Here is a 19,656-nt window from a genome sequence, read left to right as displayed (position 1 = left end):
CATTAAGAATTACAAAGATACAATCACCATATTAACACGCGATAATCGTCATTGACAACGACTCGACTTGAATCTCGCTCGGATTTCGTTCGATCGGGACAAGGCTCGCCGTTTCCCCCTGGACATAGACGTTCCAGTCCCCTTCGGCGTGAAACGTCACGTCACCGAACGTTCCATTCAAATAGACGCGGACGCGTTGCCAGGCGTCATAAGAATGGCTTGCGGTCAACTCATAGGCGATCACGCCTGGGGGTGACGGAAGGAACTTGAATTGTTCCACGACTTTCTGTCGGGTATCGTAGCGGAAGCACGTGTGTCGGCGTCGCAATTTCAGCAACGTCTTCACGAATTCGACTTCATGCTGTCGCTCGTCCCGTAAATCCCAATCGAAATGATTGATTCGGTCCGGTGCGTTGTAACTGTTCTCGACACCTTGTTTCGTCCGACCGAACTCTTGGCCGGCATGGAGGAACGGGACACCTTGCGACGTGATGACGATGGCCGTGGCGAACCGTTGCATTCGTAACCGCGCCGCCTCGTCCATGTCTTCACACGATAACAGTAATTTATCGTACGTCGTGTAATTGTCATGCGCCTCGACATAATTGATCGTGTATTGCGGGCTCGGAAACCGTCCGACGGTGACGTTCGGAATTTGAACCGCTCCCGTGATGCACTCTCGAAGCTCCCATTCCCGCCATTCGTTACCGGAGACAAAACCGCGCTCGCGGTCATTAAACGTCGATCCTTTTAACGCGTCCCGCATCATGTCATTGAAGTGACCGATTCGGGGCATGAAGGCGGCGTTATGCGACGAGGCTTTCAGCGATGGACTGAGCGGTGTCGCCAAATCCCACCCTTCCCCATAAATCAAAATCGAACGATCGATCTTATCGAGCGAAGCCCGGACTTGATTCATCGTCTCGACGTCATGGATGCCCATCAAATCGAAACGAAAGCCGTCAACATGATATGTTTCGGCAAAGAACGTCACACAATCAACGATCATCCGCCGCATCATATACCGTTCCGAAGCCGTGTCATTCCCAACCCCGGTGCCGTTCGCGACCGTCCCGTCATGTTCGTAGCGGAAGTAATAATATGGGACGAGTGCCTCGAGCGACGATTGCTCACGGATGAAGATATGGTTCATGACGACATCAACGACGACCCGCATGCCGTGATGATGCAGTTCATCGACCATATGGGCATATTCCAGAATTCTCGACAACGGCTCGTCTGGATCCGAGGCGTAACTTCCCTCTAGTCCGAACCAATGAATCGGGTCGTATCCCCAATTGTAGGGCATCCGGGTCGCTTCATCGACACTGCCGAAATCATGGACCGGTAACAGTTGCAGATGGGTGACCCCGAGTTCTTTCAAATAGTCGAAGCCGGCACTATTCTCGGCCCTCGTTTTCAACCCGGTCTCGACGATGCTACCATACAAGCCTCGCATCTGACTCATCGAGGATGGGTGGCTCGTGAAGTCCCGGATGTTCAGTTCATAAATGACCGCATCGGTCGCTTTCCGAAGCGGCGGGCGTTCCGTTGGCGCGACGTGCGCGGCAACGTGCGCCTCGACATCGATCAATACGCCAAATTCGCCATTCAGGCTGACGGCTTTCGCGTAAGGATCGACGACCTCGTTCGTTTCGACCGGCGTCTTGACGTACAGTCGATAATAATGCCCTTCGTAAAACCGAGGCACGTCGGCATGCCAGACGCCGCGGCCTTCTCGCGACATGCGGAACCGCTCGATTTCGCGATGCGTCGTCGAATCGTGGATGACGAGCCAAATCGAGAAGGCGACAGGCGACCAGACGAATGCCTCAATCGAATGCTCAGAAAAAGCGAGGCCGAGCGGTCCATCATAGGCGTAACGGCGTTCGAACTCATCCGTATGCACAATCTCACGGGGCACGACGACAATCGTCTTATGACCAGGGTGAAAAACGGTATATACTGCTTCCAACTTGACCGGTCGCGCCAATCGGATATCTCGCTCGATCGTTCCGGTCTCTGTCGTCCATTCATTGAGCACCACGTAGTCGACCGGTCGACCGTTCTGTTCGATGTGTACCGGAACGGATTCATATTCGGCGATGACTTCCAGTCGAATCGTCTCGAACGAGAGCAAAGAAGCCCGTTCAATCGTCACATGTGACGTCGTTTGCTGCTCTGGTGTGTGATGCATACGCGTTCCATCCTCTCCAACCTACTGGTCCAAAAATTGTCGAAACGGCATCTGGGCTGTCGCATCTAGTAGTTTCGCCACATCTCGAATTTGTTGGGCTTTGACGATTGGCGCCCTCGTATTCACTTGTTTCAACCACTGCTCATAATCAGAGCGTGAAATGAACTGTGTCGACCGTGTCTCGGGCACGTGATCGAAATAGCCTTCTGGAGCCACCGTCACTTTTTGGATGACCCCGTCATAGGACGGAAGAAACTGTCGAATGATTTCTTCAGTGCGCGTCAATGCAATGAGCGGATTGACTACACGTTTATTTTCCCCTTTGAGCGGTTGATGAATCCAAGTCTTCTGCTTTGAAACGTGATAGATGCTCCGGTCCCCGTCAAGCCATTCGACCAAATACAAATGTGACGGTCCGATAATGAGATGGCTCAGTTCGACCGTCGCCCCGTTCCATTCCACAACCGGACGATACATGAAGAAGTGTTGGTCGTTCCATTCGACCACCATCTTGCGATAACCGTACTCTCGAAGGAACGGCAAGAACGGCATATCCGCCTCGGTCGCCCCTTCACACGCGAACTGCAACTTTTGAATGTGACGCCGGGTCGTGAGAAGCGTCTGGAACTGTGCCTCTGAGAGCGGTGTCGGTTCGAGTTCGATGCGTTCCGTACGACGCCAAAATTTCCACCATGGGTTCTCAAACTCCATGATTTCGGGCGGGTTCAGTCGATTGGACTCGTGCAGGCGGCGCATACGGGCAACATCGGACTCGACGTATTCTTGGAAGCGATTGAACTGGTCGAGCATGTTTCGTTCATATTTAGATGTCACGTCAAAAATTTTAATCGGGATCGCCATGTGTCCTCCTCTGACCGCTGTAACGGAAATACTTCAACTGCCTCATAGGCAGGGGTGTGCTTCGGATTGATTCGATAAAGAATGATGGCTTCGATCGATTCTTCGATCTTGAACGCCGAAGGGATGTATGGAATTCTCGTTCCAGTATCCCACTTTTTCGCGAGCGTGACGTGCGGGACGAATGGTTTTCGGTCAAGTGACGCGATCTCCTCGGATAACTTGCGCCGAAGCGTCCCGGTAAGTGTCGTCAACTCTACGGACGAGTCCGGGACAATCGTTAGCACACGAGGACGATCTGGTCTCCCGAAGTGATCGATTTGTTTGAACGTCAGTGAAAACGGAGCCGTCACTGCTGTCACGTCACGGGCGATTTCTTTTACCGCCTCGACTTCATCATCGTCCAACGCACCGAGAAACTGAAGCGTCAGATGGAATTCTTCCGGGCGATACGTCCGGCGATACGAATAGTAAGGCAAGATGTCCCGTTGAACGCGTTCGAACTGTGCGTCCTCGATTGGGAGTGCCAAAAAATAGTGCGTCGACATCTCAATCACCCTTTCACACGAAACCGTCTCAGTCCAAAGAAGAGGACCGCTCCTACGACACTGACCAATGTGTACATCCAAAATACACCGATGATGCTGTTATATTCAATAATAAATCCACTGAGCAAGTTGAAACCGGCCGTCGCCAACCCAGACGTGACCGCCATATAGACTCCGATTGCCGTCGAGACGACATTCCGACTGACGAGGCTACGGACGAACTGAAGCGCGACCGGGATCAGTAACCCGACGACGAGCCCTTGGACGATGGCAAGGATCCAGACGACCCAAATCGGGGGCTCGAGCGCCAACCAACCGTTGCGAAGCGCTGAAATCAAAGCCGCACCCGCAAGGACGTTGACTGTCCCGAGCCGTTCGACGATTTGATACGCCACTTTCATGAACGGAATCTCGCATAATACGGCAACGAGGAACAAGGTCCCGACGAGTGTCGTCGAGCCGCCGATACTCGTCACATAGATCCCGAAGTAATAATTGTTCGCATAAATTGGTCCGAAGACGAGCATGCCTCCAATCAAAAAAGCGATGAACGGCCCGTTCCATACGGCCGACCATTGAAACGGTGCCGATGTGACCGTCTGTTTCGGCTCTTGTTCAGATACCCTCCGCACGAACAACGTACCGACCGTTAAGACGATTGCACTGAGCAAGAATGTACTTGCTAGTCCCCACGTTGTGTCTGAGATGCGACCCATCACGAATACCGCAATCGCGAACCCGGCCGAACCGAACAGGCGGATGGCCCCGTAGTCGATTTTTGCCCGCGCTGTATACTCGAGCGTCATCATGTCGACGAGCGGGATGTGGGCACATTGGAAGACTGACCAGGCGACCATTAACAAGACGATCCATATATATGATGTTGCGAACAAAAACGTGAGCGACAATGCGGCGGCCCCAAGCATCGCGAGGATGAGCCAAGCCCGGACGCGCCCGGTCCGGTCGGCGAGCATGCCCCAAAGCGGCTGGACCCCGATCGAGAGAATCGGCATGATGGCGACAATCGTCCCGACCTGACCCGGAGACAAGTCAAAGCGTGCTTGCGAGAAGAAGAGTGCCATGTAAGGAATAAGGGCACCTTGGGCAAAGAAGATAGCGACATAAATCGATTGAAACGATACTTTTTGTTGGTTCACAATAAACTTCCTTCCTAACAGACAGAGAGCCGACCGAATCAGTCAGCTCTCACAGGTTATTATTTAGCGAGCTCATAAATCGCTTCCGCATAGATGGCGGCTGCGCGAAGCAAATCTTCAATTTCCATATATTCATCGACTTGGTGAGCAACGTCTTTCGCTCCAGGGAACAACGCCCCGAAAGCGACACCAGCCTCGAGCGAACGGGCATACGTCCCTCCGCCGATGGCCATCAAGTCCGCCGACTCACCCGTCTGGCGTTCATAGACGCCCGCTAGCGTGGTCACGAGCGGATGATCTTCGGCCACGTGGTGTGGCGGCATATGATGACGCGTCGACAGTTCGAACCCGAAGGACAAAGCGATTTCTTTCAAGTTTTGTAATCGCTCTTCAAATTTCGCAGTGTACGGGTACCGGATATTGACCGTCGCCGTTCGCTCATCGCCTTCATAGCGGAACACGCCGCCATTGATCGTCAAGTCCCCGGTCTCATCGGTCGCTTCAATCCCGAGCGAGATACCACGCGAATCAGCGAAGACGTGGCGGATGAACTCGATGTAGCGCTCCCCTTGAATGTCGAGCGGAAGCGCGAGTAAGAAGCCAGCGAGCACGTAGGCCGCGTTGACACCGTTATCCGGCTCCATCGCGTGCGCGGCGACACCTTTCATCGTGAACGTATACGTCCCCGCGTCCCAGGTGCATGTCCCGTCCGCCTCATATTTTTCGAGATACGCTTCAAATTTTTCTTCGAGCACGTCGTCTGTCTTGAGCACTGCCGTCGCAAAATCAGGGACCATGTTCGGGCGTTCCCCGCTCACGAACGAGACCAAGTGATATTTCGATCCTGGTACCCGCTGAATCGGGAGCTGTTTCAGGACACCATCGTATAAGCCTTTCTCTGCATTGATAATCGGGAAATCGGCGTCCGGCGCAAACCCGTAGGTCGGCATCGCTTCTTGTTTGAAGTATTCACGGACACAACGCCATTCGCTCTCTTCGTCGCAACCTGCGATGAGACGGACCCGTTTCGATAGCGGCAAGCCGAGTTCTTTCACGATGCGCAAGCCGTAATAAGCGGCCATCGTCGGTCCCTTGTCGTCATTACTACCACGAGCGAACAGCTTGCCGTCCGCAATCGTCGGATTGAACGCCCCATACGTCCATCCGTCTCCAGCCGGCACGACATCTAAGTGGCAGAGAATCCCGACGATCTCTTCGCCTGACCCGTACTCCAAATGTCCGGCGTAACCGCCGACATCTTTCGTCACGAAACCGTCTCGTTCTCCGAGGGCAAACATATAATCGAGGGCACGACGGACTTCCGGACCAAACGGCTCGTTCGGTCCGGCCTTAGCTTCATCAAGGACGCTCGGGATTTGTAACAACCCTTTTAAATCTTCTAAAAACGCGTCTGTTCGTGCGTCGACTTCTTGTCTCCAATTCATCTCAATCTCCCCTTTGCGAATGTTCTCTCCCTTATTAGTATATCCAAATGTTAGAAAGACGAACATTCATTTCGAAAATATTTTTTCGTTCGTCTTTTAGCCGTTAGCAAACGTCTTTACATATCCTTCATTCGATATTTACGTTCATAACATGTTTTTTACAATTCGATTGTTCGTTCTTTTCACTTGCAATTCTATTTGAGAGCGGTATACTAAAGGTGTAATTTTAGAAAATAACAATTTCATATTTCATTTGTCGTCCGTAGGTTTTGTCTTTCATCATTCTACGCATTGGGAGGTTATCCAATGAAAGGTTCAACAGATCGTATGCTAACCCGCATCAAGTCCATTTATTTGTTCATTAACGAAAGGGAATGCGTCACCACTTCAGAACTAGTAGAGGAGTTCGGGATCACGTCACGCACCGTACAGCGTGATTTGAACGTGCTTGAATACAACAATCTGGTTGAAAGTCCGAGTCGGGGCACGTGGACGTCATCGAAACGTTCGCTCAAGACGGCAAATTAAATAACAAGTTACAAGGGATCTCGCACGCGGGTCCCTTTTTTTGCACAAAAAAAAGTACGTGCCGATTAGCACGTACTTCCGAATCACATCAGGAACAAGTCGACCTCTGCTTCCGTCAACTCGCGGTATGCGCCTGGTTCGAGTGTCGGGTCGAGCTCGAGGGAGCCGATTTGGACGCGTTCGAGTCGCTCCACATGTTTCCCGACCGCGGCGACCATCCGTTTCACTTGATGGTATTTCCCTTCCGAGAGCGTCAAACGAATCGTCGAACGACGACCTTTGCTCAGCAGTTCAAGTCGTGCCGGCTTCGTCGTGTAGCCGTCCTCGAGTTCGACGCCTTCGGCAAAACGACGGACGTCATCTGACGTCATCTCCCCGTCGACTTCCGCGATATACACTTTGTCGACGTGTTTACGAGGAGACATGAGCGCATGATTGAACGCTCCATCGTTCGTGAGGAGCAACAGACCGGTCGTGTCCTTGTCGAGACGTCCGACCGGGAACAGCTCATAATGGGCATAGGACGGGTCGATCAAATCGATGACCGTCGACTCGACTTTATCTTCGGTCGCACTGATGACGCCGACTGGCTTGTTCATCATCAAATAGACGAACGGTTTGTATTCGACGACTTCCCCGTGCACGGTCACACGTTCCGTCTCCAAGTTGATTTGTCGTTTCGCATCTTTGACGGGTTGGTCATCGATGCGGACGGCACCTTGTTTCAATAAAATTTTAACGTCTTTGCGCGAACCGTATCCCATGTTCGCCAATAATTTATCAATTCGCATTATGCTTTCCTCCGATACTGGAATCGTTTCCCTAGTAGTTTTCCGGCCAAATGACTTCTCCAACCGAGATAGCCGTATACGACGAGGCCGATTCCGAAACCGACGATCGTAGCTAAGATATCGTTCCCCCAGCTCGGTTCATCCTGAAGCGTGACGAACAGCGAACCATACACGGCGATAAACATCGCCCCACCCATGGCGAACATGAGCATCGTCCGGCGCAACAATTGCTTATACGGGAATTGTAGCGTCCGTTGAATTTTCCATACCATGAGAATGATGGCGACGATATAACCAGCGATCGTCGCGTAACCGGCGCCGATGCCGCCGAGGGCATAGACGAACGGCACGTTGAGCGCGGCTTTCGTCAATAACCCCATCGCTGTCGCAAAGATGGTGAAATATTGACGATTGATCCCTTGCAGGATGGCCGCTGCCACCGAGTAATAGGCGAGGAAGAACGCACTCGGCGCATAGTGGAGCAAGTAGACCCACCCTTCCCGGTCACCTGGGAACAGCGTCCCGAACAACGGCTCGGAGAGGGCGACCAACCCGATGACAGCCGGAATCGTGACAAAGAACGACACTTGGAAGATGTGGTTCACTTGATTGCGGACTTTGTTCATATCGCCGTGCGTGAACGATTTCGTGACGAGCGGGATTGTCGCCATCGACACACTTGCCGCGATCGAGACCGGAATCAAGACGATCTTATGGGCGTTCCCGGTCAAGAAACCAAACGCGGACGTCGCTTCAGCGACCGACTTGCCCGAGTTGAGCAACGTGTTGACCATCGTCAATTGATCGACGAACTGGTAGAGCGGCGTCGACAGACCGACCATGACGATTGGGATCGAGTAGCTGAGCAACTCGAGTAAGAGCGATTTCATCGAGCGGACCGGTGTGCCAGCTGGATTTTCCGTCTGGCGGTGGATGTCTTTGCGCTTGCGCCAGTACATGGCGAGGACGACGATACTGCCGATCGCCCCGATAAAGGCGCTGAACGTCGCGATCGTGACGGCGAGCACCTTCAACCCGTTCAATTCGGTCGTCGCGACGGCCGCCGTCCCACCGAGCGAGTCGGCGAGCGGACGAATGAGTGCCGAGTCCGAGAAGACGAACAAGACGAGCATCGTCCCGCTGAGCAGGAACATGATACGGACAATCTGTTCGATGACTTGCGAAATGGCCGTCGGGGCCATATCTTGATGCCCTTGGAAATAGCCGCGCACCATGCTCATCGCGGGGATGAGCAGAAGTGCGAAACTGACGCTACGCGTGACGAGCGTCAGCGAGTCGATATACTGCTGATTGTTCTCCGAGTTGCGGACCATGAGTTCCGACAACCATGGGGCTGAGAAAAACAGTAATAAAAAAGCGACGACTCCGGTCACGAGCATCAGCTTCATCCCTTGACGGAATAAGCGCTGACTCGTGCCATATTCACCGAGCGCGTTGTACTTGGCAATAAATTTCGAGACGGCGACAGGAATCCCCGCCGTCGAAATGGCGATCATGAGCGCATAATACGTGTACGCCGCCTGATAGAGCGTGACGCCGGCAATCCCGACCATCGCTTGGAACGGGAACGTATAGAGCAGTCCGAGCGCACGCGAGATCAAATTTCCGGCTGATAAGAGCAGCGTGCCTTTGACGAAGGACTCCCGTCCTGAATCTTGTTTGACGCTTGATGACATGAGATACCTCCATCTATTCTTTCACAACTAATGTAACTAGTTTTACAAAACAACCGTTTCTCATTATACTCTTACTGTTGCAGATAATAAAGTTACGAACCGTTAAAGTTTAGATTGAGAAGAGAAACGAGGGATACCATGATAAAAGATGTCATCGTCATCGGAGGAGGCCCAAGCGGCCTGATGGCGACCTACGCCGCCGCCAAAGCCGGAGCAAACACGCTCCTGATTGATAAAGGTTCGAAGCTCGGACGCAAGCTCGCCATCTCTGGCGGCGGACGCTGCAATGTGACGAACCGCAAGCCCGTCGACGAACTGATTCAGTTCATCCCGGGGAACGGACGCTTCTTGTATAGCGCCCTCGCCCAGTTCGACAACCAGTCGATTATCGACTTGTTCACCGGATTCGGCATCCCGTTAAAAGAAGAAGACAACGGCCGGATGTTCCCGGTGACGGATAAAGCGCAAGACGTCGTCAACACGCTCCTCGGCGCCATCGACCAACTCGGTGTCGAGATTCGTAAGAACGCGAAAGTGAAGACGCTCCATTTTAATGAAGCAAACGAGTTCGAAGCGGTCGAACTCGAGGACGGCGAACGCATCGAGGCCGGCGCCTGCGTCATCGCTGTCGGCGGTCAATCCGTCCCCCACACCGGTTCAACCGGCGATGGATATCCATGGGCCGAGAAAGCCGGACACACGATCACCGAGCTGTTCCCGACCGAAGTGCCGATCTTGTTGAACGACGCGTTCATCGGCACGAAACAACTACAAGGGCTGTCGCTACGTGACGTCGCCCTCACCGTCCACGGCAAAAAAGGCAAGCCGATCAAGACGCATCGCGGTGATATGATTTTCACGCATTTCGGTATCTCAGGCCCGATCGCGCTCCGGTGCAGCCAGTACACAATCAAAGAGCGCAAACGGAGCAAAGAGCGCGTCGTTGCCCTCTCGCTCGACTTGTTCCCGGACATGGCACGTGACGAGCTGTATCAAGCGCTGTGGAACCAAGTGCAAGAACAACCGAAACGGGCCGTCAAGAACGTCTGGAAAGGGTTCATCCCGGAACGGATGCTCGATCTCTTGTTGGCCGACCTCGCTTTCGGTGAGGAAGACGCGAGCCAGTTGAAGAAGCAATCGGTCATCGATTTTGCGACGCGACTGAAGACGTTTGAGTTGCACGCGACTGGGACACTCGACTTCGATAAGGCATTCGTCACGGGTGGCGGCGTCTCCGTCAAAGAGATCGCTCCGCAGACGATGATGTCGAAGAAGGCGGACGGCCTGTTCTTCGCTGGCGAAGTGCTCGATATCCACGGCTATACAGGTGGTTATAACATCACGGCCGCTTTCACGACCGGGCACTGTGCCGGGTCGCACGCTGCTGAATTTGCCGTACGTACGACCGTATAAGAAAGAGAGCCTATCGCGCGCGATAGGCTCTCTTTTTGGTGTCACTGTTTCGCTTCGAGTTGGCGTCTTACTTCCGCCTCGAGCTCTGGCTCGGGTGGCAACCAACCTTCCGGCTTTATGACTTTATTGTCCGACGCGCGCAGGATCGGCTTACCATCCGGACCGAGCTTCGCCATATTGGCGCGCTGCACGATTTCGAACAACGGCACCGGGTCGAGCCCGAGCTCGACGAAACTGCCCATCACGAAATAGAGGGCATCCGTGAGCGCATCACCTTGTCCGACGAGTCGCTCGACGTCGTTTGTCGGTGGTGCGTCTTGGAGCGATTTCTGAACCGCTTGCTCGAACCCTTGTTGGAACGTGGCAACGGCCTCGAGGAACTCGTCCTCACTCCGTGCCGATTGATGCAAAAATTCGACGACGGCCTCTTCTGCCGTCCAGACCGAACGTTTGACGGCTCGATCCAACTCGAGCGGTTGCGGGGCACTCGCTTCCGGGTGCCCGAACGTCTCATGGAACTGGCGAACTTCTTCATAAAAATAGCGTTTGCTCATCTGATTCTCTCCTATCAGTCGACCGAGACGAAATCGTCAAGGTCGAACACATCTGGTCGCACGATGGCGAAAATTTCATTGTCTTGCAGGAACATGCCGGTCGAACCGTACACGCGTGGGGTGACCATCTGCCCGTTCATCGTCCCTTCGTTCGGGTTGATCGTATACAGGACGAGTTCTTCCGAATCGAGGACATAAATCCGTCCTTGGCGTTCGACGAGGCCGACACCGCGGAAGTTCTCGAATTTCTGTTGAATCGAGGCGCTCATCCCTTCGGTCGTGAGCGGTTTTCTCGACTCAACGGCCCATTCCGTCTTCGGTTCCGGCGCCGCCTCAGCATTCGCTTCATCTGTCGTCGATGCCGCATCGTCGTCTGAATCCGCTACAGTCGCTACATCCGTCTCCGTCTCACTGTCGTTGGCCGCCTCTTCCTCGAGCGTCCGCTCTTGGACGTACAACAGTTCCACATCCGGCGTGTCCGCCAAACGGCTCATGATGATCAGTCGTTTCGTCTCCTCATCGTAACCGAGACCGAACAAACGGTCCGACGATGCAAGTCCTTTAATCAATTTGCGCGGTTGCTCCGTCCAGCGGCCACCTTGCCGCTCGATTGTCACGAGAATCCCGTTAGACGTCACGGCATAAATCTTATTTTCCGCGATCATGCGCATGCCGATGAATTCTCGGAGCTGATACGGTTGACCGTCATTCTCTAACTTAAGCGACGCATTCACCCGGTTGGCGTTCCCGCTCACTTCGAAGAACTCTTTATTTTTCGTCAAGACGAGATACGCTCCGATTGTGTCACTATAGTACACTTCATCGAGCTGTTGAATCTGTTCGAGCGCATCGGTCGTATCGATATCTTCTTCATCTGGTGATGCCTCGACCGGAGGCACTGATGTCGCCTGATGGCTCGTTTGAATCTCGATTTTTTCAAATGTCGAGGCAATTTGGCTTTGAATGTCCTCGTCTGAAAAGACGAACACATAGCACAACATTACGCCGACGACGACGGCAAACAGCGTCGTATATAGTACGTAAGAACGTTTCATGGACGTTTCGTCCCCTTTATATGCAGTATCGCCCTTTAGTGTAACAAACCCGACCCGAAAAGAAAACGACATCACACAAAAGAAAGGAACGTGTGACAATGTCACACATTCCTTTGCTTATCCAACGACGATATTGACGAGTTTCCCTGGAACGACGATCACTTTGCGGACCGTCTTCCCTTCCGTGAACTCTTGAACGCGTTCGTTCGCGAGCGCATCGGCCTCGAGTGCTTCTTTCGAAGCGTCGCGGGCCACGTGCATCTTCGCACGAAGCTTCCCGTTCACTTGGATGACGACTTCAATCGTGTCGCTGACGAGTTTCGACTCGTCGAACGTCGGCCATGCCGCATACGTCAAGTCTTCCGTCATGCCGAGACGCTCCCACAACTCTTCGGCCAAGTGTGGCGCGACCGGGGCGAGCATCTTGATGAAGTTGACCATCTCTTGTTTCGGAAGCGTATCTTGTTTGTACGCTTCATTGATGAAGACCATGAGTTGCGAGATTGCCGTGTTGAAACGGAGCGCCTCGTAGTCTTCTGTCACTTTCTTCACCGTCTGATGGTACGTCCGTTCGAAATCGGCCGTCGGCGCGATGTCTTGAAGTTCCGTCTGATCAAATAAGCGCCAGACGCGGTCGAGGAAGCGACGTGCGCCGTCAAGACCGTTCGTCGACCAAGCGATGGCTGCGTCGAGTGGTCCCATGAACATCTCATAAAGACGAAGCGTGTCAGCCCCGTGCGACTTGATGATATCGTCCGGGTTGACGACGTTGCCTTTCGATTTCGACATCTTCTCGTTGTTCTCACCAAGGATCATCCCTTGGTTGTAAAGCTTTTGGAACGGCTCTGTCGTCGGAACGATACCGATATCGTAGAGCACTTTGTGCCAGAAGCGAGCGTAGAGCAAGTGAAGGACCGCGTGCTCCGTCCCACCAATATACAAGTCGACCGGAAGCCAGCGCTTCAACTTCTCTGGGTCCGCGATCATGTCTTCATTGTGCGGATCGATGAAGCGAATGTAGTACCAGCAGCTACCGGCCCATTGCGGCATCGTGTTCGTCTCGCGACGACCCTTCTCACCCGTCACTGGATCGGTGTACGTCAACCACTCGTCCGCGTTCGCAAGCGGTGATTCTCCCGTACCCGACGGTTTGATTTCATCGATGATCGGAAGTTCGAGCGGGAGGTCTTCGACCGATACCGTCTTGAGCGTTCCGTCTTCCATATGAATGATCGGAATCGGCTCGCCCCAATAACGTTGACGGCTGAACAACCAATCGCGGAGACGATATGTCGTCTTGGCGCGGCCGGTGCCCGCGAGTTCGAGTTCTTCGATGATCTTAGCGATCGCGTCGGCTTTGTTGAGACCGTCAAGCGAACCTGAGTTGACGTGGACGCCATCCTCGACGTAAGCCGCCTCATCCAAGTTGCCGCCGGTGACGACTTCACGAATCGGAAGATCGAACGTCTTCGCGAATTCATAGTCACGCTCATCATGTCCAGGAACGGCCATGACCGCGCCGGTGCCGTATGTCGACAACACGTAGTCAGCGATCCAAATCGGAAGCTTCTCCCCGTTGACCGGGTTGATCGCATATGCGCCAGTGAATACGCCCGTCTTCTCTTTGGCGAGATCGGTCCGCTCGAGATCCGTCTTTTTCGAGACTTCTTCGACGTACGCCTCGATGGCGACGGTTTGTTCCGGCGTCGCGATCGCTTTCACGAACGGGTGCTCTGGCGCGAGCGTGACGTATGTCGCGCCGTAAAGTGTGTCAGGACGTGTTGTGAACACCGTCACGACTTTATCGTGACCATCGACTTTAAAATCGACTTCGGCCCCGACCGACTTGCCGATCCAGTTGCGCTGCATCTCTTTGACGCTGTCTGGCCAGTCAAGGCCTTCTAAATCGTCAAGCAACCGCTCTGCGTATTCCGTGATGCGGAGCACCCACTGCTTCATCGGGACACGGTAAACCGGATGGCTTCCACGCTCCGACAAGCCGTCGATGACTTCTTCGTTGGCGAGCACCGTGCCGAGGGCCGGGCACCAGTTGACGGCGACTTCGTCGACGTAAGCGAGTCCGCGGTCATGGAGCTGTGTGAAGATCCATTGCGTCCACTTGTAGTATTTCGGGTCGGTCGTGCTGATTTCACGATCCCAATCGTATGAGAAACCGAGCTCTTTCAACTGGCGGCGGAATGTGCCGATGTTGCGCTCTGTGAACTCGCGCGGGTCGTTCCCTGTGTCGAGGGCATATTGCTCGGCCGGAAGACCGAACGCGTCCCACCCCATTGGATGGAGGACGTTATAGCCTTGCATCCGTTTCATGCGGGCGATGATATCCGTCGCCGTGTAACCTTCCGGATGACCGACGTGAAGTCCGGCACCTGATGGATAGGGGAACATGTCAAGGACGTAAAAACACTCCTTGTCCGGGTCTTCTGTCGTCCGGAACGCATCTTTCTCGTCCCAACGTTTTTGCCATTTCGGCTCGATGTCTTGATGTTTAAAATAGTCCAAAATTCATCCTCCTCTGCATAATAAAAAGCCTTCCGCCCCGGTAATGGGACGAAAGGCTTGAAAGCTCTCCGCGGTACCACCCATGTTGCATTTCTGCCACTTGAGACGCCGATAACGAGGCGTAACTCCGGTTCACCCTACTGTTCGTTCAGGCGAACTGCTCCAAGGCGAGTTCTCATGGTCCATATACCAGTTCACACCACCCACTGGCTCTCTACAAATACAGACGTCACGATACTATTCCTTATCAACGCAATTTTTATCTCACCTCTTCATTCTAGCGCAAGATAAAAATCTACGTCAACGTCAACTTATCTTTACGTCTTAATTTGTTTAAGCGTCGAAATCGTTTTGACCGCGAAGAAGGCAATCAACCCGAAGCCGACCTTGTTAATCAAATCGGCGACGTTATAGATGAGTTCACGCACCAACTGGACTTCGACACCGGTCGCAAACAGCGTGACCGCATACCCGATCGGATAAATCGCCCAACCAATCAAAATGAACAAACGCATGTTCAGGAGTGCTTTTCGAATCGGGGCCGGAGACGATTCGGCCGCTTTCGTGACGTTCGTGAACAACAGATAGATGATATAGATCCAAGCCAAACAACCGACGAGATAACCCCAAAGCCCAAGTTGCGTGAAGCCGCCATTCAAGTTGATCGAGGACTCACCAAGATATCCCGCGACAATCATGATGATGTCGGCGACGATCAACTTCGTCAACAGACCCGTCTTCATCTTTCCTTTTAGACTGAGCAATAGCGGGAACTTCACGAGCAAAAGCGGTGTCGTCACAAGCCAGTCGATATAGCGAATCTCCGTCGGGAATCCAGTGATTTCCGACAACAGTCCCGAATCGCCGACCGCGTCTTTCATGAAGTAATAATGAATCGCTGCGACGAACGTGACCAAAGCGGCGACCGTGGCGACAGAACGATATTCTGGATCAAGACTATTCCGTTCGACTAAAAAATAGAGCGTAGCGGCTGCCATTCCGACAAATCCGACCCAAAACATATATTGGGTCGCAAGCACGAGCAGGTTGACCTCTTCGTTCATAGTGTACATCTCCTTCACGCTGAAACAGGAAACGACGAACGATTATGTGAAAGGATCCTTTGCTTTCATTTTAAAAGGAATGTCACGACCACGCTCGTTCCGGATATGCAACAAATGTGCGCATCCGGTCAAGTTTGAACATTCAATGTCCGAATTTTCATGAAGAAGAAAAGTGCGGTCAGAATAAGCACGAGCAACAGTCCGAATACGGCGTTCATACCGAGCAAATCAAACGCGAGACCCGAGAGCGTCGGACCAATCATCCGACCAACCGAGGCCGCGATATTGACGAGCCCTTGGAACTGTCCGGCTTTCCCCGGAGGCGCGAGTTTCGCAGCAATCGTCGGAACGGCCGGCCAGATGAACATCTCCCCGATCGTCATGACGACCATCGCGACCATGAACATCGTAAAGCCGCCCGCGAACGGAACGATGACGAAAGCGGCGAGAAAAATGACAGCACCGACGACCAATTGTTTCTTTAGATCGTCTTCAAAGTAACGAAGCGCCCGATTGAGGAGCGGTTGGGCGAACACGATTAACGCGCCGTTCACCGTCCAAAGGAGCGAATATTGGCTGATCGTCACGCCAAGGTCTTTTGAATGGACGGCGATCGTCCCTTGCCATTGCACGTAGACGAACCAAAGGGCCGCGTAGCCGATGGCGACGAACCACATCGATTTCATCGTCGCACCAGACAATGTCGTCGCCGCAGCTTCGAGCTGTGATTGGACGACCGGACGGGCCGGGTCTTTCAAATAACGGAGCCCGAACAAAAGCACCACGACAAACAAGACGGACAAGAAGAAGTTCGCATAGAAAATCCATTCGATGTCGATGCGGGCGATTTGTCCGCTCATCGCCGTCCCGAGGGCGACCCCGACGTTTTGGGCGACATAAATCGCATTGAACGAACGGCGGCCGCCTTCTGGCCAAATCGAGCCGGCGAAAGCATACACGGTCGGGAAAACGAGGCCTCCGGAGAAGCCGATTAAGCCGAGCCAGCCCAAGTATCCGAGGAACGTGGCATGGAACAACAAGAAGCCGAGCGAGCTCGCGAGCAACAGCCCGACCGAGAGGATGAGCGTCCGTTTCCCGCCGATGCGGTCAAACAGCGTGCCCCCGATATAGTTCCCGGCGATGGCGAGCGCCGAGTTGACGAGCAAGGCAATCCCTGCGAGCGTCATCGATTCACCTAAATATCCATTTATATAGAGTGTGTTAAATGGCCATAAAAAAGACGCCGCCGTTGTATTGAGCGCCATCGCGATGACTAAAATCCATACCGAAATCGGCATTTTGTTGTTCATACCCGTTACTCCTTTCATTCCCTTTTAACGATAAAAATTCGGCACGATGGCCGAATCAAGAATTAGTCCTTCTCCAAGCTAACGGAACGCCCCATAACTGTCAAGAAAAATTACTTATTATGAAGTAAACACGAGGAAAGCTTGTGATAGCATGAGCAAAGAAGGAGAGGATAATTCATGCAACATCCATTTGGCGAAGCCAGATACCACAAATTGAATGAAGCCTATCGCCGCGAGTTCGGAGGGAAAGTGTTCAAAGTACCGCTCGATGGCGGTTTCACTTGTCCGAACCGGGACGGACTCGTCTCGAAGGGCGGCTGTACGTTCTGTTCGGACGACGGCAGCGGTGACTTTGCCGGCAACGCATGTGACCCAATCCCGGTCCAATTCGCCGAAGTGAAGGCACGACTGCACCGGAAGTGGAAACAGGCCCGTTACATTGCCTACTTCCAAGCGTTTAGCAACACGTATGCCCCGGTCGAGCGGCTGCGAGAGCTATTTGAACCTGCCCTCGCAGAAGAAGGTGTCGTCGGTCTGGCGATTGCGACCCGGCCCGACTGTCTGCCGGACGACGTCGTCGACTATCTCGCCGAGTTGAATGAACGGACGTCGCTTACGGTCGAACTCGGTCTACAGACGATTCACGATACGACGGCGAAAAAAATCAACCGGGGCCATGACTATAAGACGTTTCTCGACGGTTTGGCCAAACTGCGCCGGCGCAACATTCGCGTCGTTGTCCATATCATCAACGGACTCCCTGGCGAGACGACGGACATGATGCTCGACACGGCCCGAGAAGTTGCTAAAATGGACATACAAGGAATCAAGATCCACTTGCTCCACGTTTTGAAACAGACACCGCTCGCCCGACAGTATGAAAAAGGATTGCTCGAGCTCATGGACGAGACGACTTACGTTTCCCTCGTCTGCGACCAGCTTGAAATGTTCCCGCCCGAGATCGTCATCCATCGGTTGACCGGCGACGGGCCACCGGATCTGTTGATTGGTCCGACGTGGAGCCGGCACAAGATGGCCGTCTTGAACGCCATGGATGCCGAACTGGTGCGTCGTGATTCCTTCCAAGGAAAAAAGAAGGATGAGAGCCATGGGATTAATGAGAGTCTTACCGTTCGCGAAGTACCTACTCCGTGAACACGTCACACCCGGTGCCGTCGCCATCGATATGACGGCCGGCAACGGGCACGATACATTGTTTTTGGCCGAACTCGTCGAGGCGACGGGGCACGTCTACGCGTTTGATGTCCAAGCAGCGGCGGTCGAGTCGACACGTACTCGCATCGAGGAAGCAGCATTGACAGACCGCGTCACTGTCATCCACGACAGCCATGAAACGGTCCGAGAAATGGTAGCGGACGAGACACGCCCGATCACCGCAGCCGTGTTCAATCTCGGCTATTTGCCGGGAAGTGACAAGTCGGTTACGACGACTGGCAATACGACCATCGACGCCCTCGAGCAATTGCTTGACGTGATGGCTGTCGGCGGCATCATCGTCGTCGTCATCTATCACGGCCATGAAAGCGGCAAGGTCGAACGCGACGAGGTGCTCGCATACGCCGAGTCACTCGACCAAAAGCGCGCCGGCGTCCTCCGCTACGGCTTCATCAATCAAATCAATCATCCCCCGTTTATCGTGGCGATTGAAAAACGTGCATGAAAACAGGCGACTCGCGCGAGTCGCCTGTTTTGTCATTCCCGAATCAATTCATAAAATGTGATGAGTGTCTCCGCGAACTTCGTATTCAATCGTTCATATCCAAAATGCGGGAATCCTTCGAGCCGACGGATGTACACTTGATCGCCGCCGATTTTTCGGCAGACGTTGAGCGTCAGCTTCACATCGGCGAAGCGGTCGTCCGGCGCATAGAAGCAAGCGAGCGGCAGGCGCGGCAAATGTTTCTTCTCTTCTTGATGCTCGACAATCTCTTCCTCGATTTCCCGGTACTGGCCGTACGTGATCTCTCCGAAGCGAGATGACTCTTCCCCGGCACCCATGAACGTCATCATGCCGAGGGGCAAATCCGGACGGAAACGGTCGACCGCACTGGCAACGACTTGTTTCAAGCCACCGATTTGACGGGACGGATGCCAGTCGAACAAGGGCGAAATGTATGTCAGGCTGCCGAGCGGCACATCGTATTCTTGAAGCAGCCGGTTCGTCAACAACGCCCCGAGACTGAAGGCGATGACGTGAATCGGTAGTTTGTACTGACTCGCCTCGCGCAACGTGTTCTTGATTAATAGTTTATGGTCTTCCGCGGTCAAACCGACCGTCTGTCCGGTCACGACGAGAACTTCATATTCGTCTCGCAACCGCCCTAAAAACGCCTCGCTCAAGCGTGACGTGAACTGGAGCGGATAGACGATCACGATGACCCCTTTTCGTGATTCTTCTTCGTATGTCATGCTGTCACCTCATTTTATTATGTCCATATTTTTATACTAACAAAAAACATCAGCCGAGACTGATGTTTGTCAGAAAATCCGTCTAGGGT

17 protein-coding genes and 1 other annotated feature are annotated in these 19,656 nt (G+C 53.4%); of the genes, 4 read left to right on the top strand and 13 right to left on the bottom strand.

All coding sequences use genetic code 11. The annotated features are described in order from the left end of the window. Positions 1 to 31 precede the first annotated feature (31 nt). The 5 genes from pulA to pepV are packed head-to-tail and all read right to left on the bottom strand — an operon-like array spanning position 32 to position 6,205. The gene (gene pulA / locus NMQ00_RS05575) at positions 32 to 2,197 is read right to left on the bottom strand and encodes a type I pullulanase (protein ID WP_255178287.1); all 2,166 of its coding nucleotides are present in this window, start codon (positions 2,195 to 2,197) and stop codon (positions 32 to 34) included. A 21-nt stretch (positions 2,198 to 2,218) separates the two neighbouring features. Further along, positions 2,219 to 3,058, bottom strand: a complete 840-nt coding sequence (locus NMQ00_RS05570) for an NERD domain-containing protein (RefSeq protein WP_255178286.1) — start codon at positions 3,056 to 3,058, stop codon at positions 2,219 to 2,221. Further along, entirely contained in the window at positions 3,028 to 3,603 is a 576-nt protein-coding gene (gene thpR, locus NMQ00_RS05565) for an RNA 2',3'-cyclic phosphodiesterase (protein WP_255178285.1), read from the bottom strand. The genes NMQ00_RS05570 and thpR overlap by 31 nt, the downstream gene beginning before the upstream one ends. 5 nt (positions 3,604 to 3,608) lie before the next feature. Next, positions 3,609 to 4,760, bottom strand: a complete 1,152-nt coding sequence (locus tag NMQ00_RS05560; RefSeq protein WP_255178284.1) for an MFS transporter — start codon at positions 4,758 to 4,760, stop codon at positions 3,609 to 3,611. 59 nt (positions 4,761 to 4,819) lie between these two features. Continuing rightward, entirely contained in the window at positions 4,820 to 6,205 is a 1,386-nt protein-coding gene (gene pepV / locus NMQ00_RS05555; RefSeq protein WP_255178283.1) for a dipeptidase PepV, read from the bottom strand. 306 nt (positions 6,206 to 6,511) lie between these two features. On the opposite strand from pepV, the gene NMQ00_RS05550 reads away from it, so the two are divergent. Continuing rightward, positions 6,512 to 6,733, top strand: coding sequence for a DeoR family transcriptional regulator (locus NMQ00_RS05550; protein ID WP_081637897.1), 222 nt, complete (start codon positions 6,512 to 6,514; stop codon positions 6,731 to 6,733). A gap of 83 nt (positions 6,734 to 6,816) precedes the next feature. Here the strand turns inward: NMQ00_RS05550 and NMQ00_RS05545 are convergent, their stop codons facing one another. Together NMQ00_RS05545 and NMQ00_RS05540 are read right to left on the bottom strand one after the other, a co-directional pair. After that, on the bottom strand, positions 6,817 to 7,524 hold the full coding sequence (locus tag NMQ00_RS05545) for a pseudouridine synthase (RefSeq protein ID WP_255178282.1): 708 nt from the start codon (positions 7,522 to 7,524) through the stop codon (positions 6,817 to 6,819). After that, the gene (locus tag NMQ00_RS05540; protein ID WP_255178281.1) at positions 7,524 to 9,221 is read right to left on the bottom strand and encodes a putative polysaccharide biosynthesis protein; all 1,698 of its coding nucleotides are present in this window, start codon (positions 9,219 to 9,221) and stop codon (positions 7,524 to 7,526) included. The genes NMQ00_RS05545 and NMQ00_RS05540 overlap by 1 nt, the downstream gene beginning before the upstream one ends. Before the next feature lie 138 nt (positions 9,222 to 9,359). Here NMQ00_RS05540 and NMQ00_RS05535 point away from each other — a divergent pair, with 138 nt between their 5' ends. Then, positions 9,360 to 10,634 carry a BaiN/RdsA family NAD(P)/FAD-dependent oxidoreductase gene (locus tag NMQ00_RS05535; protein ID WP_255178280.1) on the top strand — a complete coding sequence of 425 codons (1,275 nt, stop codon included), beginning with the start codon at positions 9,360 to 9,362 and terminating at the stop codon, positions 10,632 to 10,634. A 41-nt stretch (positions 10,635 to 10,675) separates the two neighbouring features. On the opposite strand, the gene NMQ00_RS05530 is transcribed toward NMQ00_RS05535, so the two are convergent. The 5 genes from NMQ00_RS05530 to NMQ00_RS05510 all read right to left on the bottom strand — a co-directional run bounded on the left by NMQ00_RS05530 (position 10,676) and on the right by NMQ00_RS05510 (position 17,137). Further along, complete coding sequence (locus NMQ00_RS05530) at positions 10,676 to 11,188, bottom strand: pyrophosphohydrolase domain-containing protein (protein ID WP_255178279.1); 513 nt, start codon at positions 11,186 to 11,188, stop codon at positions 10,676 to 10,678. Between the two features lie 14 nt (positions 11,189 to 11,202). Continuing rightward, positions 11,203 to 12,243, bottom strand: a complete 1,041-nt coding sequence (locus tag NMQ00_RS05525) for a hypothetical protein (RefSeq protein ID WP_255178278.1) — start codon at positions 12,241 to 12,243, stop codon at positions 11,203 to 11,205. 117 nt (positions 12,244 to 12,360) lie between these two features. Continuing rightward, the gene (gene leuS / locus NMQ00_RS05520; protein WP_255178277.1) at positions 12,361 to 14,763 is read right to left on the bottom strand and encodes a leucine--tRNA ligase; all 2,403 of its coding nucleotides are present in this window, start codon (positions 14,761 to 14,763) and stop codon (positions 12,361 to 12,363) included. A 41-nt stretch (positions 14,764 to 14,804) separates the two neighbouring features. Further along, positions 14,805 to 15,023: a binding site (T-box leader), on the bottom strand. 57 nt (positions 15,024 to 15,080) lie between these two features. Further along, the gene (locus tag NMQ00_RS05515; protein ID WP_131437070.1) at positions 15,081 to 15,827 is read right to left on the bottom strand and encodes a bacteriorhodopsin; all 747 of its coding nucleotides are present in this window, start codon (positions 15,825 to 15,827) and stop codon (positions 15,081 to 15,083) included. A 128-nt stretch (positions 15,828 to 15,955) separates the two neighbouring features. Beyond that, a complete protein-coding gene (locus tag NMQ00_RS05510) occupies positions 15,956 to 17,137 on the bottom strand; it encodes an MDR family MFS transporter (RefSeq protein ID WP_255178276.1) in 1,182 nt (393 codons plus the stop codon). A gap of 177 nt (positions 17,138 to 17,314) precedes the next feature. Here NMQ00_RS05510 and NMQ00_RS05505 point away from each other — a divergent pair, with 177 nt between their 5' ends. Both NMQ00_RS05505 and NMQ00_RS05500 read left to right on the top strand, forming a co-directional pair. Then, on the top strand, positions 17,315 to 18,292 hold the full coding sequence (locus NMQ00_RS05505) for a tRNA modification radical SAM protein MnmL/YtqA (protein WP_255178275.1): 978 nt from the start codon (positions 17,315 to 17,317) through the stop codon (positions 18,290 to 18,292). After that, positions 18,246 to 18,818, top strand: coding sequence for a tRNA 5-(aminomethyl)-2-thiouridylate-methyltransferase MnmM (locus tag NMQ00_RS05500; protein ID WP_255178274.1), 573 nt, complete (start codon positions 18,246 to 18,248; stop codon positions 18,816 to 18,818). The genes NMQ00_RS05505 and NMQ00_RS05500 overlap by 47 nt, the downstream gene beginning before the upstream one ends. A 32-nt stretch (positions 18,819 to 18,850) precedes the next feature. Here NMQ00_RS05500 and NMQ00_RS05495 read toward each other — a convergent pair whose 3' ends face one another. Further along, positions 18,851 to 19,567 carry an alpha/beta fold hydrolase gene (locus NMQ00_RS05495; protein ID WP_034778316.1) on the bottom strand — a complete coding sequence of 239 codons (717 nt, stop codon included), beginning with the start codon at positions 19,565 to 19,567 and terminating at the stop codon, positions 18,851 to 18,853. Positions 19,568 to 19,656 lie beyond the last annotated feature (89 nt).

Source organism: Exiguobacterium aurantiacum (genome assembly GCF_024362205.1).
In the GTDB taxonomy this organism is placed as follows: Bacteria; Bacillota; Bacilli; order Exiguobacteriales; family Exiguobacteriaceae; genus Exiguobacterium; species Exiguobacterium aurantiacum_B.
The sequence above is the reverse complement of the archived record's forward strand: the minus strand, read 5'-3'. Positions and strand labels throughout refer to the sequence as shown.

What these genes read in the sequence shown, in the direction of transcription:
- pulA (WP_255178287.1), bottom strand. Translation starts at nt 2,197, where the DNA reads ATGCATCACACACCAGAGCAGCAAACGACGTCACATGTGACGATTGAA.
- NMQ00_RS05570 (WP_255178286.1), bottom strand. Translation starts at nt 3,058, where the DNA reads ATGGCGATCCCGATTAAAATTTTTGACGTGACATCTAAATATGAACGA.
- thpR (WP_255178285.1), bottom strand. Translation starts at nt 3,603, where the DNA reads ATGTCGACGCACTATTTTTTGGCACTCCCAATCGAGGACGCACAGTTC.
- pepV (WP_255178283.1), bottom strand. Translation starts at nt 6,205, where the DNA reads ATGAATTGGAGACAAGAAGTCGACGCACGAACAGACGCGTTTTTAGAA.
- NMQ00_RS05550 (WP_081637897.1), top strand. Translation starts at nt 6,512, where the DNA reads ATGAAAGGTTCAACAGATCGTATGCTAACCCGCATCAAGTCCATTTAT.
- NMQ00_RS05545 (WP_255178282.1), bottom strand. Translation starts at nt 7,524, where the DNA reads ATGCGAATTGATAAATTATTGGCGAACATGGGATACGGTTCGCGCAAA.
- NMQ00_RS05540 (WP_255178281.1), bottom strand. Translation starts at nt 9,221, where the DNA reads ATGTCATCAAGCGTCAAACAAGATTCAGGACGGGAGTCCTTCGTCAAA.
- NMQ00_RS05535 (WP_255178280.1), top strand. Translation starts at nt 9,360, where the DNA reads ATGATAAAAGATGTCATCGTCATCGGAGGAGGCCCAAGCGGCCTGATG.
- NMQ00_RS05530 (WP_255178279.1), bottom strand. Translation starts at nt 11,188, where the DNA reads ATGAGCAAACGCTATTTTTATGAAGAAGTTCGCCAGTTCCATGAGACG.
- NMQ00_RS05525 (WP_255178278.1), bottom strand. Translation starts at nt 12,243, where the DNA reads ATGAAACGTTCTTACGTACTATATACGACGCTGTTTGCCGTCGTCGTC.
- NMQ00_RS05515 (WP_131437070.1), bottom strand. Translation starts at nt 15,827, where the DNA reads ATGAACGAAGAGGTCAACCTGCTCGTGCTTGCGACCCAATATATGTTT.
- NMQ00_RS05510 (WP_255178276.1), bottom strand. Translation starts at nt 17,137, where the DNA reads ATGAACAACAAAATGCCGATTTCGGTATGGATTTTAGTCATCGCGATG.
- NMQ00_RS05505 (WP_255178275.1), top strand. Translation starts at nt 17,315, where the DNA reads ATGCAACATCCATTTGGCGAAGCCAGATACCACAAATTGAATGAAGCC.
- NMQ00_RS05500 (WP_255178274.1), top strand. Translation starts at nt 18,246, where the DNA reads ATGGGATTAATGAGAGTCTTACCGTTCGCGAAGTACCTACTCCGTGAA.
- NMQ00_RS05495 (WP_034778316.1), bottom strand. Translation starts at nt 19,567, where the DNA reads ATGACATACGAAGAAGAATCACGAAAAGGGGTCATCGTGATCGTCTAT.